The sequence below is a fragment of the Streptomyces sp. NBC_00038 genome (assembly GCF_026343635.1).
In the GTDB taxonomy this organism is placed as follows: domain Bacteria; phylum Actinomycetota; class Actinomycetes; order Streptomycetales; family Streptomycetaceae; genus Streptomyces.
This window is the reverse complement of record NZ_JAPELQ010000001.1, coordinates 6,379,286-6,391,524: the sequence shown is the minus strand read 5'-3', so window position 1 is coordinate 6,391,524 and position 12,239 is coordinate 6,379,286. Positions and strand designations below refer to the sequence as shown.

The 12,239-nt window shown below is 65.2% G+C and carries 20 protein-coding genes; all 20 read right to left on the bottom strand.

From position 1 onward, the window contains the following. Nucleotides 1-76: 76 nt before the first annotated feature. Nucleotides 77-943, bottom strand: coding sequence for a tRNA pseudouridine(38-40) synthase TruA (truA, locus tag OG219_RS29130; protein ID WP_266831359.1), 867 nt, complete (start codon nt 941-943; stop codon nt 77-79). A gap of 128 nt (nt 944-1,071) precedes the next feature. Further along, nucleotides 1,072-1,593 (bottom strand): 50S ribosomal protein L17, encoded by a 522-nt coding sequence (gene rplQ, locus OG219_RS29125; protein WP_266831357.1) that lies wholly within the window; start codon nt 1,591-1,593, stop codon nt 1,072-1,074. 130 nt (nt 1,594-1,723) lie between these two features. Further along, complete coding sequence (locus tag OG219_RS29120; protein WP_019055532.1) at nt 1,724-2,746, bottom strand: DNA-directed RNA polymerase subunit alpha; 1,023 nt, start codon at nt 2,744-2,746, stop codon at nt 1,724-1,726. 114 nt (nt 2,747-2,860) lie between these two features. Next, on the bottom strand, nt 2,861-3,265 hold the full coding sequence (gene rpsK, locus OG219_RS29115) for a 30S ribosomal protein S11 (protein WP_003956432.1): 405 nt from the start codon (nt 3,263-3,265) through the stop codon (nt 2,861-2,863). A 69-nt stretch (nt 3,266-3,334) separates the two neighbouring features. Next, nucleotides 3,335-3,715, bottom strand: coding sequence for a 30S ribosomal protein S13 (rpsM, locus tag OG219_RS29110; protein WP_266831354.1), 381 nt, complete (start codon nt 3,713-3,715; stop codon nt 3,335-3,337). A gap of 217 nt (nt 3,716-3,932) precedes the next feature. Continuing rightward, nucleotides 3,933-4,046, bottom strand: a complete 114-nt coding sequence (gene rpmJ, locus OG219_RS29105; RefSeq protein ID WP_003998809.1) for a 50S ribosomal protein L36 — start codon at nt 4,044-4,046, stop codon at nt 3,933-3,935. Nucleotides 4,047-4,103: 57 nt separating this feature from the next. Further along, nucleotides 4,104-4,325 (bottom strand): translation initiation factor IF-1, encoded by a 222-nt coding sequence (infA, locus tag OG219_RS29100; protein WP_003948620.1) that lies wholly within the window; start codon nt 4,323-4,325, stop codon nt 4,104-4,106. A 141-nt stretch (nt 4,326-4,466) separates the two neighbouring features. Further along, nucleotides 4,467-5,303 carry a type I methionyl aminopeptidase gene (gene map / locus OG219_RS29095; protein ID WP_266831352.1) on the bottom strand — a complete coding sequence of 279 codons (837 nt, stop codon included), beginning with the start codon at nt 5,301-5,303 and terminating at the stop codon, nt 4,467-4,469. Nucleotides 5,304-5,703: 400 nt separating this feature from the next. Then, nucleotides 5,704-6,360: an adenylate kinase gene (locus OG219_RS29090; protein WP_266831350.1), complete on the bottom strand. Its 657-nt coding sequence runs from the start codon at nt 6,358-6,360 to the stop codon at nt 5,704-5,706. Beyond that, nucleotides 6,360-7,673, bottom strand: a complete 1,314-nt coding sequence (secY, locus tag OG219_RS29085; protein ID WP_266831348.1) for a preprotein translocase subunit SecY — start codon at nt 7,671-7,673, stop codon at nt 6,360-6,362. The genes OG219_RS29090 and secY overlap by 1 nt, the downstream gene beginning before the upstream one ends. Before the next feature lie 244 nt (nt 7,674-7,917). After that, nucleotides 7,918-8,373 (bottom strand): 50S ribosomal protein L15, encoded by a 456-nt coding sequence (rplO, locus tag OG219_RS29080; protein ID WP_266831346.1) that lies wholly within the window; start codon nt 8,371-8,373, stop codon nt 7,918-7,920. Between the two features lie 2 nt (nt 8,374-8,375). Continuing rightward, a complete protein-coding gene (gene rpmD / locus OG219_RS29075; RefSeq protein WP_055553514.1) occupies nt 8,376-8,558 on the bottom strand; it encodes a 50S ribosomal protein L30 in 183 nt (60 codons plus the stop codon). Next, nucleotides 8,558-9,163 carry a 30S ribosomal protein S5 gene (rpsE, locus tag OG219_RS29070; protein WP_006376045.1) on the bottom strand — a complete coding sequence of 202 codons (606 nt, stop codon included), beginning with the start codon at nt 9,161-9,163 and terminating at the stop codon, nt 8,558-8,560. The genes rpmD and rpsE overlap by 1 nt, the downstream gene beginning before the upstream one ends. Before the next feature lie 43 nt (nt 9,164-9,206). Next, on the bottom strand, nt 9,207-9,590 hold the full coding sequence (gene rplR, locus OG219_RS29065; protein ID WP_168510320.1) for a 50S ribosomal protein L18: 384 nt from the start codon (nt 9,588-9,590) through the stop codon (nt 9,207-9,209). Nucleotides 9,591-9,593: 3 nt separating this feature from the next. Next, a complete protein-coding gene (gene rplF, locus OG219_RS29060; protein WP_266831343.1) occupies nt 9,594-10,133 on the bottom strand; it encodes a 50S ribosomal protein L6 in 540 nt (179 codons plus the stop codon). A gap of 24 nt (nt 10,134-10,157) precedes the next feature. Next, the gene (gene rpsH, locus OG219_RS29055) at nt 10,158-10,556 is read right to left on the bottom strand and encodes a 30S ribosomal protein S8 (RefSeq protein ID WP_081218894.1); all 399 of its coding nucleotides are present in this window, start codon (nt 10,554-10,556) and stop codon (nt 10,158-10,160) included. A gap of 221 nt (nt 10,557-10,777) precedes the next feature. After that, the gene (locus OG219_RS29050; protein WP_003956452.1) at nt 10,778-10,963 is read right to left on the bottom strand and encodes a type Z 30S ribosomal protein S14; all 186 of its coding nucleotides are present in this window, start codon (nt 10,961-10,963) and stop codon (nt 10,778-10,780) included. A gap of 5 nt (nt 10,964-10,968) precedes the next feature. Further along, nucleotides 10,969-11,526, bottom strand: a complete 558-nt coding sequence (gene rplE, locus OG219_RS29045; RefSeq protein ID WP_266831341.1) for a 50S ribosomal protein L5 — start codon at nt 11,524-11,526, stop codon at nt 10,969-10,971. Beyond that, complete coding sequence (rplX, locus tag OG219_RS29040; RefSeq protein ID WP_266455993.1) at nt 11,526-11,849, bottom strand: 50S ribosomal protein L24; 324 nt, start codon at nt 11,847-11,849, stop codon at nt 11,526-11,528. Before rplX ends, rplE begins: the two co-directional genes overlap by 1 nt. Nucleotides 11,850-11,851: 2 nt before the next feature. Beyond that, entirely contained in the window at nt 11,852-12,220 is a 369-nt protein-coding gene (rplN, locus tag OG219_RS29035) for a 50S ribosomal protein L14 (RefSeq protein WP_003992364.1), read from the bottom strand. Between the last annotated feature and the right edge of the window lie 19 nt (nt 12,221-12,239).

Sequence of the window (12,239 nt, the reverse complement as noted above, 5' to 3'; positions counted from 1 at the left end):
GGATGTAAGGGGCAAGAAGAGATTTACGCCCGGTAAATCCCTACATGGGCGCTATCTACGCCGTAAGTACGAGTAACTAACAGGTTTCGCATACGGACGACCCGGGCAGGAATCGTCGGTTCCGCGCTTCCTTGCTCCGCGCGGCCAACAACTCGTCGGCGGGGTATCCGACTTCTTCCAGCGTCAGACCGTGCGGCCGTACGACATGCACGGCGGAATCCCGCACACCCGCGGCCAGTACCTTCCCCGGCCAGTCGGGCCCCCGATGCCCGTCGCCCACGAACAGCAGCGCTCCGATCAGAGACCGCACCATGTTGTGGCAGAAGGCGTCGGCCCGGACGGTGGCGGTGACGATGCCGTCGTCGCCTCTGAGAAGGCTCAGCTCCTGCAGCGTACGGATCGTGGTGGCCCCCTCCCGCTTCTTGCAGTAGGCGGCGAAGTCGTGCTCGCCCAGCAGCTTTTGGGCCGCCTCGTTCATGGCGTCGACGTCGAGAGGCCAGTCGTGCCAGAGGACGTGACCGCGAAGCAGCGGATCGACTCCGCCGGGCTTGTCGGTGACGCGATACGCATAGCGCCGCCAGACCGCGGAGAAGCGCGCGTTGAACCCGCTGGGAGCCTCAGCGACCTTCCAGACCCGCACATCCTTGGGCAACCGCCCCGCAAGCCGCTTCAGCAGCTTCTCCTCGTGCTCCGCCCAAAGCTCCGCAGGCAGATCCACATGAGCCACCTGCCCCCGCGCATGCACCCCGGCATCGGTCCGCCCGGCCACGGTCAGCTCATACGTGGTCTCCCCAGACCGCGTAACCGTCCGCAGGGCGTCCTCGATCTCCCCCTGCACGGTCCGACGCCCGCTGGCCTGCTTGGCCCACCCGGAGAACCCACTCCCGTCGTACGACAGATCCAGCCGCACCCGCACGAACCCGGGCTCTACTTCGTCACTCACCAACAGATCCTCTCAAGAGGCCAGGAGCCAGAGGCCAGAAGCCAGGCGGCGCCAGGGGCCAGCAGCCGTAAACGCGAAAGCGGGCCCGCCCCGCAAGGGGACGGACCCGCTCAGACGCGAGCCGAAGCTCAGGCGTCCTTGGACTCGTTGCCCTCGGCGTCAGCCGGAGCCGCGTCCTCGACGACCTCTTCGGCAGCCTCGGTCTCGACCGGGGCGTCCTTCTTGAGAACGTCTTCCTTGACGGCACGCTTGGTCGCCGCCTCGGCCTCACCGGTGGCCGCCTGGGCCACGGTCAGCGCCTCCACCAGCTCGATGACAGCCATGGGCGCGTTGTCGCCACGGCGGTTACCGATCTTGGTGATACGGGTGTAGCCACCCGGGCGGTTCTCGTAGCGCGGGCCGATCTCGGTGAAGAGCGTGTGCACGATGCTCTTGTCCGTGATCACCGTGAGCACCTGGCGACGGTTGTGAAGGTCACCCTTCTTCGCCTTGGTGACCAGACGCTCCGCGTACGGGCGCAGGCGACGGGCCTTCGCCTCGGTGGTGGTGATGCGGCCGTGCTCGAAGAGCGACTTCGCGAGGTTCGCGAGGAGCAGCCTCTCGTGCGCGGCGCTGCCGCCCAGACGGGCACCCTTGGCGGGCTTCGGCATGGTGTTTCTCCTTGGTGTCTGCCCCGGCCGTATCAGGTACCGAGGTCAGTGTCCGAGCGGGCGATCGCCCGTCGGAGATCCGGGACCCCGAAGGGTCCCGGAGGGGTGGCTCCCGATCAGTACTGGTCGGTCAGTACTGCTCGGTCTCCACGAAACCCGCGTCCACGTCGTCGTCGGCGCCGAAGGCGTCGGCGGCGGCGGTCGGGTCGAATCCGGGCGGGCTGTCCTTGAGGGCCAGGCCCATGCCGGCCAGCTTCGCCTTGACCTCGTCGATGGACTTCGCACCGAAGTTGCGAATGTCGAGGAGGTCGGCCTCGGAGCGGGCGACGAGCTCACCCACGGAGTGGATGCCCTCACGCTTGAGGCAGTTGTAGGACCGAACGGTGAGCTCGAGCTCCTCGATCGGCAGGGCGAGATCAGCGGCGAGGGCGGCGTCCGTCGGGGACGGGCCCATGTCGATGCCCTCGGCGTCGATGTTGAGCTCACGGGCCAGACCGAACAGCTCGACCAGGGTCTTACCGGCCGACGCCATGGCGTCACGGGGACGCATGGCCTGCTTGGTCTCGACGTCGACGATCAGCTTGTCGAAGTCGGTGCGCTGCTCGACACGCGTGGCCTCGACCTTGTACGTGACCTTCAGAACCGGCGAGTAGATGGAGTCGACCGGGATACGACCGATCTCCTGGCCCACCTGCTTGTTCTGGACGGCGGAGACGTAGCCGCGACCGCGCTCGACGGTCAGCTCCATCTCCAGCTTGCCCTTGCCGTTGAGCGTGGCGAGGACGAGGTCGGGGTTGTGCACCTCGACACCGGCCGGGGGCGCGATGTCGGCGGCGGTGACCAGACCCGGGCCCTGCTTGCGCAGGTACATCACGACAGGCTCGTCGTGCTCCGAGGAGACGACCAGCTGCTTGATGTTGAGGATCAGGTCGGTGACGTCCTCCTTGACGCCCGGCACGGTGGTGAACTCGTGCAGAACGCCGTCGATCCGGATGCTGGTGACAGCGGCACCGGGGATCGAGGAGAGGAGCGTACGACGCAGGGAGTTGCCGAGGGTGTAGCCGAAGCCCGGCTCCAGCGGCTCGATCACGAACCGGGAGCGGAACTCGTCAACGACCTCTTCGGTCAGCGACGGGCGCTGAGCAATAAGCATGAAGGAATCCTTCAGTCATGGGCACCCACTATTTGATGCCCTTGAGTACTTCTAAGGGTACGGGCGGCACGGCCCCGAAAGGCCATACCGCCCGAAACCTAAGACAACCGTGCGTCAGACGCGGCGGCGCTTGGGCGGACGGCAGCCGTTGTGCGGCGTGGGGGTGACGTCCTGGATGGAGCCGACCTCGAGGCCAGTGGCCTGGAGGGAGCGGATCGCGGTCTCGCGACCGGAGCCCGGGCCCTTCACGAAGACGTCAACCTTGCGCATGCCGTGCTCCTGCGCGCGACGGGCGGCCGACTCGGCGGCCATCTGCGCGGCGAAGGGGGTGGACTTGCGCGAGCCCTTGAAGCCGACGTGGCCGGCGGAGGCCCAGGAGATCACGTTGCCCGAGGGGTCCGTGATCGAGACGATGGTGTTGTTGAACGTGCTCTTGATGTGCGCGTGGCCGTGAGCGACGTTCTTCTTTTCCTTGCGGCGCACCTTCTTGGCAGCGCCCTGACGACCCTTGGGGGGCATCTATTACTCCTACGGGGAGGTGGTCGGTCCTACAGCGAAGACCGCTGATGAAGCGTTGTCCGCTGAGGACTACTTCTTGCCCGGCTTCTTCTTACCGGCGATCGCGCGACGCGGGCCCTTGCGGGTACGAGCGTTCGTGCTGGTGCGCTGACCGTGGACAGGCAGGCCGCGACGGTGACGCAGACCCTGGTAGCAGCCGATCTCGACCTTGCGGCGGATGTCGGCCTGCACCTCGCGACGGAGGTCACCCTCGGTCTTGAAGTTGGCGTCCACGTACTCGCGGATCCTGACCAGCTCCTCCTCGGAGAGGTCACGAACGCGGGTGTTCGGGTTGACGCCGGTCTCGGCCAGCGTCTTCTGCGAGAGGGTCCGGCCGATGCCGAACACGTAGGTGAGGGCAACCTCCACGCGCTTTTCGCGCGGGATGTCAACACCGGAAACGCGTGCCATTCAATGGCTCCAGTTGTCGTTCGGAGGTCTTCCGCAGAACCAGGTCCCGCCCGCCGTCCTCTTCGCGTGTGCACGTCGAAGATTCGGTACGAACCGGGTCCCCGGCCTCCGACCGGGGGTGTCAGGCCTGATGAGACTCAGCCCTGGGCTCTGCGTATGAACATGTACTACTTGCGTCGCGCGAAGTATCTGCGGATGCAGAAGGTGCGGTCGTGCGTCAGCCCTGGCGCTGCTTGTGGCGCGGGTTTTCGCAGATGACCATGACCCGGCCGTGACGGCGGATCACCCTGCACTTGTCGCAGATCTTCTTGACGCTCGGCTTGACCTTCATTGGTGAGGTTCTCCGGGTCAGTGCCACCACCCCGCGGAAGCGGGGCACAGGCAAGATCTACTTGTACCGGTAGACGATCCGGCCACGCGTCAGGTCGTACGGAGACAGCTCCACCACGACCCTGTCGTCAGGGAGGATGCGGATGTAGTGCATACGCATCTTGCCGCTGATGTGTGCCAGAACCTGGTGGCCGTTCTGGAGCTCAACCTTGAACATTGCGTTCGGAAGAGACTCGACGACAGTGCCCTCGATCTCGATGGCACCTTGCTTCTTGGCCACGCTTCGCCCTTCGAATCGACTACCTTGATCGACTCTGTACGAGCGCATGCAGGCATGCGGGTGCACGAGAGCCGACGAGTCAGTCTACGTCAGCGCACCCGGAAAGACGAATCGAGGAAGAATGCCCTGCTTCGAAGATCATTAAGCCAACGGGTCCGGCGCGGCGACAATCCCGTGCTCGCCCAGCTTCGCTTTCCCACCGTCCGGAGCCGTCAGCACAAGCGGCCCCTCCTCCGTCAGCGCGACGGAATGCTCCCAGTGCGAGGACCACGTGCCGTCGGTCGTGATGACCGTCCAGTCGTCCTCAAGCACCTCGGTCCTGGGCGTGCCCAGGGACACCATCGGCTCGATGGCCAGACAGAACCCGGGGACCAGCTTCGGCCCCTTCCCCCGCCGCTTCTCGACATAGTTCAGCAGGTGCGGGTCCATGTGCATCTCGGTGCCGATGCCGTGGCCGCCGTAGTCCTCGACGATGCCGTAGCGGCCGCCGCCGACCTTGGGCTGGCGGCGGATGTACGTCTCGATGGCGCGGGAGACGTCGACGAGCCGGTTGCCCAGCTTCATCGCGGCGATGCCCGCCCACATCGACTCCTCGGTCACCCGGGAGAGCTCGATGAGCTCCGGAGCGTGACCGGTGCCCACGAACGCGGTGTACGCCGCGTCGCCGTGCCAGCCGTCGACGATCGCGCCGGCGTCGATGGAGATGATGTCGCCGTCCTTCAGGACGGTCTTGTCGTCAGGGATGCCGTGGACGACGACCTCGTTGGCCGAGGTGCAGATGGTGGCAGGGAACCCGCCGTACCCGAGGAAGTTCGACTTGGCCCCGTGCTCGGCGAGCACCTTGCGCGCGACCTCGTCCAGATCCTTGGTCGTGGCACCGGGCACGGCCGCCTCGCGGGTGGCCGCGTGAATCGCGGCGACGACCAGGCCCGCCTCACGCATCTTGGCGATCTGCTCGGGGGTCTTGATCTGCACCATGGCGACTGCGGCCTTCCTTGACCGGAGAGAACGGACTACGACAACGATACGGGTGACACCACACACCCCGCGGACCGAGGCACCCAGGCCGAGACCCAGGAAGACCTGCCGCCCGGAGCTGGAATGATGCGGCCGGCAGCCGCCCACCGGCGGAAGGGGACGTGCCGGAACGTCCGCCCGCAGCGGCTGGCGCGTCAACACCGCCACCCTCCAGAGCAACCCATTCCGCGCCAGACCGAGGACGGATGCTCCGGCACGGCCCCGACCCACCCACCCGGCACAACGCGCCGCCATGACCCACCCAGGGCGAATCAGCCACCCCACACCTCGGCCGCGGCACCCTCCCAGGGTGCCGCGGCCGAAGCAACGTTCGTCTACTGCTTAACGCGCCCGCGCGAGACTAGGCATCCTCGCGAGCCAACGCCCCCATCGCACGCCCCGTGACGTCCTCCACCTTGCCGAGCGCGGAGATCGTCACGACCAGGCTCTGCGCCCGGTAGTAGTCGATGATCGGCTCGGTCTGGGTGTGGTAGACCTCGAGGCGCTTGCGCACGGTCTCCTCGGAGTCGTCGTCCCGCTGGTACAGCTCGCCGCCGCAGACGTCACAGACGCCGTCCTGCTTCGCCGGCTTGTACGTGACGTGGAAAACGTGCGCCGAGTCGTTCCGGCAGATGCGGCGGCCGGCGATCCGCTTGACCACTTCGTCCTCGGGGACCTCGAGGTCCAGCACGGCGTCGAGCTTCATGCCCTCGTTCTTCAGCATCTCGTCGAGCGCCTCGGCCTGCGAGACGTTACGAGGGAAGCCGTCGAGCAGGAAGCCGTTCTCCGCGTCCGGCTGCTCCATGCGGTCCTTGGCCATCGCGATGGTGACCTCGTCCGGTACCAGCTCGCCCTTGTCCATGTAGGACTTCGCCAGTTTGCCGAGTTCCGTCTGCCGGCTGATGTTGGCGCGGAACAGGTCGCCCGTGGAGATGTGCGGGATCGACAGGTTCTGGGCGAGGAACGCGGCCTGCGTTCCCTTGCCGGCACCGGGCGGCCCGACGAGGACGATTCGCATCAGCGGAGGAACCCTTCGTAATTGCGCTGCTGGAGCTGGCTCTCAATCTGCTTCACCGTCTCCAGACCGACACCCACGATGATCAGGATGCTGGTGCCACCGAACGGGAAGTTCTGGTTTGCCCCGAAACCAACCAACGCCATCGTCGGCACGAGAGCGATCAGACCCAGATACAGCGAACCCGGCCAGGTGATCCGGTTGAGTACGTATCCCAGGTACTCAGCGGTCGGCCGGCCAGCCCGGATGCCCGGGATGAAGCCACCATACTTCTTCATGTTGTCGGCAACTTCTTCGGGGTTGAAGGAGATGGCCACATAGAAGAAGGCGAAGAAAACGATCAGCAAGAAGTAGACGCTGATGTAGATCGGGTGGTCACCCTTGGTCAGGTTTGTCTCGATCCAGGTCTTCCAGCTGGACGTTCCGCTGGAGAACTGAGCGATCAGAGCCGGGATGTAGAGCAGCGACGAGGCAAAGATCACAGGGATGATGCCCGCCTGGTTGACCTTCAGCGGAATGTACGTCGACGTGCCGCCGTAGGACCGGCGGCCGATCATGCGCTTCGCGTACTGGACCGGAATACGGCGCTGAGCCTGCTCGACGAAGACCACCAGGCCGACCATGACGAGGCCCACCGCGATGACGGTGCCGAACTCGATCCAGCCGTCGGCCAGCGTGCCCGAGGTCTTGATGGCCCACAGGGCGGACGGGAAGGTCGCGGCGATCGAGATGAACATCAGGATCGACATGCCGTTGCCGATGCCGCGGTCGGTGATGAGCTCACCGAGCCACATGACGACGGCCGTACCGGCGGTCATGGTGATGACCATCGTGATGGTGACGAAGATCGACTGGTCGGGCACGATCTCGGTGGCCACCTGGCAGCCGCTGAAGAGCGCGCCGCTGCGAGCGGTCGCGACCAGGCCGGTGCCCTGGAGGATGGCCAGCGCCACCGTCAGGTAACGGGTGTACTGCGTGATCTTCGCGGTGCCGGCCGAGCCCTCCTTCTTGAGGGCTTCCAGGCGCGGGATCACCACGGTCAGCAGCTGGAGGATGATGCTCGCCGTGATGTACGGCATGATGCCCAGCGCGAAGATCGTGATCTGCAACAGCGCGCCACCACTGAACATGTTGACCAGACCGAACAGACCTTGGTTGCCCTTGGCCACGTCGATACAGGTCTGCACGTTCTGGTAGTCGACACCCGGGATCGGGATGTGGGTACCCACCCGATAGACCACGATGATGCCGAGCGTGAAGAGCAGCTTCTTGCGCAGGTCGGGCGTCTTGAACGCCCGGGCGAACGCGGTGAGCACGGTGCCTCCTGCGACCCCCGCGCTACTGCGTCAGAGGTGACGGTCTTGAGGTTCGACGGATATCTGACAGCTAACCAACAGTCAAAGGCCGTCCGGAGTTCCCTTGAGACGCACCGGACGAAATTCGGCAGCGCAGGCCACCTTACCGGCGACACTGCCCCCCTTGGAACGACCAACCGGGGATGCCCCTTTTGTGGGGCATCCCCGGTTGGGATCGCTCAAGTCATCGAGACGCCTGGAGAATTCAGACGAGCTCGGTGACGGTACCGCCTGCGGCGGTGATCTTCTCCTTGGCGGAGCCGGAGACGGCGTCAACCGTCACCTGCAGCGCCACGGTGATCTCGCCCTGGCCGAGGACCTTGACGAGGCTGTTCTTGCGAACCGCACCGTTGGCGACGAGCCCCTCGACGGTGACCTCGCCACCCTCCGGGTACAGCGACGCCAGCTTGTCGAGGTTCACGACCTGGTACTCGGTCTTGAACGGGTTCCGGAAGCCCTTGAGCTTCGGAAGACGCATGTGGAGGGGCATCTGGCCACCCTCGAAGCGCTCCGGAACCTGGTAACGGGCCTTCGTGCCCTTGGTACCACGGCCTGCCGTCTTACCCTTCGACGCCTCACCACGACCCACACGGGTCTTGGCGGTCTTGGCGCCCGGGGCGGGACGGAGGTTGTGGATCTTGAGCGGGTTGTTCTCCGCCATGATCAGTCGACCTCCTCAACCGTCACGAGGTGGCGGACGGTGTGAACCATTCCGCGGAACTCGGGGCGGTCCTCCTTGACGACCTGCGTGTTGATGCCCTTGAGACCAAGGGAGCGCAGGGTGTCACGGTGGTTCTGCTTGCTGCCGATGTACGACTTCGTCTGCGTGACCTTGAGGCGAGCCATTACGCACCCGCTCCCGCACGTGCACGAAGCAGAGCCGCGGGGGCGACGTCCTCGAGGGGCAGACCACGGCGAGCCGCGATCTCCTCGGGACGCTGCAGGCCCTTGAGGGCCGCCACGGTCGCGTGCACGATGTTGATCGCGTTGGACGAGCCGAGCGACTTCGACAGGATGTCGTGAACGCCGGCGCACTCCAGGACAGCACGCACCGGGCCACCGGCGATAACGCCGGTACCGGGGGAAGCAGGCTTGAGCAGGACGACGCCCGCGGCCTTCTCGCCCGTGATCGGGTGCGGGATGGTGCCCTGGATACGGGGGACCTTGAAGAAGTGCTTCTTGGCCTCTTCAACACCCTTGGCGATCGCGGCCGGCACCTCCTTGGCCTTGCCGTAACCGACACCGACGGTGCCATCGCCATCGCCCACTACGACGAGCGCAGTGAAGCTGAAGCGACGACCACCCTTCACAACCTTGGCAACGCGGTTGATCGCGACGACGCGCTCAACGTAGGCGGTCTTCTCGGCGGCAGCTGCGCCACCGTCGCGACCCTTCCGGTCCCGCCGCTCGCCGCCACCGGCACCGCTTCCGCGGCGCTGGGGTCCAGCCATTGGAATTACCTCTCTCTGTTTCCGCTAGCTACGGAACCAGGACTCAGAACTTGAGTCCGGCTTCGCGGGCGGCGTCCGCCAGAGCGGCAATGCGCCCGGCGTACTGGTTTCCACCACGGTCGAATACGACAGCCTCGACACCGGCGGCCTTGGCGCGCTCGGCGACCAGGGCGCCGACCGACTTGGCCTGCGCGGACTTGTCGCCCTCGGCACCGCGGACCGTGGTGTCCAGGGTCGACGCCGACGCCAGGGTGTGACCCTTAACGTCGTCGATGACCTGGGCCACGATGTGGCGGTTGGAGCGCGTCACGACCAGGCGCGGACGCTCAGCCGTACCCGAGATGTGCTTACGGATCCGGATGTGACGACGCTTGATGGCAGCACGCTTGTAAGCGTCGCCCTTAGCAATCTTGACACCGTATGCCATGGCTTACTTACCCGCCTTTCCGACCTTGCGGCGGATTACTTCGCCTTCGTACTTGACACCCTTGGCCTTGTACGGGTCGGGCTTCCGCAGCTTGCGGATGTTGGCCGCAACCTCTCCGACCTTCTGCTTGTCGATGCCCTCGACCGCGAAGTGCGTCGGGTTCTCGACCTTGAACGAGATGCCCTCGGGCGCCTCGACCGTGATCGAGTGGCTGTAGCCGAGCGAGAACTCCAGGTTGGAGCCCTTCGCCAGGACGCGGTAACCGACACCGCTGATTTCGAGCTTCTTCACGTAACCCTGGGTCACGCCGGTGATCATGTTCGCCACCAGCGTGCGGGACAGGCCGTGCAGGGCCTTGTTCTGACGCTCGTCGTTCGGGCGGGTGACATTGAGAATGCCGTCCTCACCCTTGGCGACATCGATAGGCGCCGCGACGGTGTGGGAGAGAGAGCCCTTGGGGCCCTTCACCTGGACCGTACGGCCGTCGATGGTGACGTCCACGCCGGCGGGAACCGTGATGGGGAGCTTGCCAATACGCGACATAGCTGTTTCCTCCGTTCCCTTCCGCTACCAGACGTAGGCGAGGACTTCTCCGCCTACGCCCTTCTTGCCGGCCTGCTGTCCGGTGAGGAGACCGTGCGACGTGGAGATGATCGCCACGCCGAGGCCACCGAGCACCTTGGGCAGGGAGGTGGACTTCGCGTACACACGCAGACCCGGCTTCGAGATCCGCTTGATGCCCGCGATGGAGCGCTCACGGTTCGGGCCGAACTTCAGCTCGAGGACGAGCTTCTTGCCGACCTCGGCGTCCTCGACCTTCCAGCCGGTGATGAAGCCCTCCTGCTGGAGGATCTCCGCGATGTGAGACTTGATCTTGCTGTGCGGCATCGCGACATCGTCGTGGTACGCCGAGTTCGCGTTACGCAGACGAGTAAGCATGTCTGCGATGGGATCAGTCATGGTCATGAATTGGCCTTCGGCCTCTCTCGCCGGGGTTTCCAGTGCGCCATCCCTCTCCCCACTCAGTGGCGGGACGGGTGCGGTGCGGGGACCTACGGCGTAGTAAGTCGTACGGGCGGCAGGCGCCCAACCCTCCTAGCCTAAGCCATGGAGAGCAGGGCACCTTACCGGCCCATTGCTTACCGAGAGCCTCTGGGAATCCCTAACGTCCTACGGACGGAAGGGAGTTACCAGGAGCTCTTGGTCACGCCCGGCAGCTCGCCACGGTGAGCCATCTCACGAAGGCACACGCGGCAGAGGCCGAACTTGCGGTACACGGAGTGCGGACGGCCGCAGCGCTGGCAGCGGGTGTACGCACGCACACCGAACTTGGGCTTACGAGCAGCCTTGGCAATCAGAGCCTTCTTCGCCATCTCGGTTACGCCTCCTTGAAGGGGAAGCCGAGGTGACGGAGAAGGGCGCGGCCCTCAGCGTCGTTGGTCGCCGTGGTGACCACGGTGATGTCCATACCCCGGACGCGGTCGATCTTGTCCTGGTCGATCTCGTGGAACATGACCTGCTCCGTGAGACCGAAGGTGTAGTTGCCACGGCCGTCGAACTGCTTGGGGGACAGACCACGGAAGTCGCGGATGCGCGGAAGCGCGAGCGACAGGGTGCGGTCCAGGAACTCCCACATGCGGTCGCCACGGAGCGTGACGTGGGCACCGATCGGCTGACCCTCGCGCAGCTTGAACTGCGCGATGGACTTGCGGGCCTTGGTGACGGCCGGCTTCTGACCGGTGATCGTGGTCAGGTCACGGACGGCACCGTCCATGAGCTTGGAGTCACGGGCGGCGTCGCCGACACCCATGTTGACCACGATCTTGACGAGGCCGGGAACCTGCATGACGTTCTCGTACGAGAACTCTTCAAGCAGCTTGCCCGCGATCTCCTCGCGGTACTTCGTCTTGAGACGCGGAGTCGTGGTGGTAGCCATCAGATGTCCTCACCCGTCCGCTTGGCAACGCGGATCTTGTTGCCCTCGTCGTCGAAGCGGTAACCGACACGCGTGACGACCTTGTTGCCGTCCTTCTCAACGACCAGCTGGACGTTGGAGACGTGGACGGGCGCCTCGGTCGTGACGATGCCGCCGGCCTGCGAACCCTTTGCGGTCGGGCCGGCCTTGGTGTGCTTCTTGACCCGGTTGACACCCTCGACCAGGACGCGGTCCTCGCGGGGGTAGGCCGCAATGACCTTGCCCTGCTTGCCCTTGTCCTTGCCGGTGATGACCTGAACCGTGTCACCCTTCTTGATCTTCATGCTTACAGCACCTCCGGCGCGAGCGAGATGATCTTCATGAACTTCTTCTCGCGCAGCTCCCGGCCCACCGGGCCGAAGATACGGGTGCCACGAGGGTCGCCGTCGTTCTTGAGAATGACAGCGGCGTTCTCGTCGAAGCGGATGTACGAGCCGTCGGGACGGCGGCGCTCCTTGACGGTGCGAACGATGACCGCCTTGATGACGTCACCCTTCTTCACGTTGCCACCGGGGATCGCGTCCTTGACGGTGGCGACGATCACGTCACCGATGCCCGCGTAGCGGCGACCGGAGCCACCGAGCACACGGATGCAAAGGATTTCCTTCGCACCAGTGTTGTCGGCGACACGCAGTCGCGACTCCTGCTGGATCACGTCTATCTCCTGATTGTCT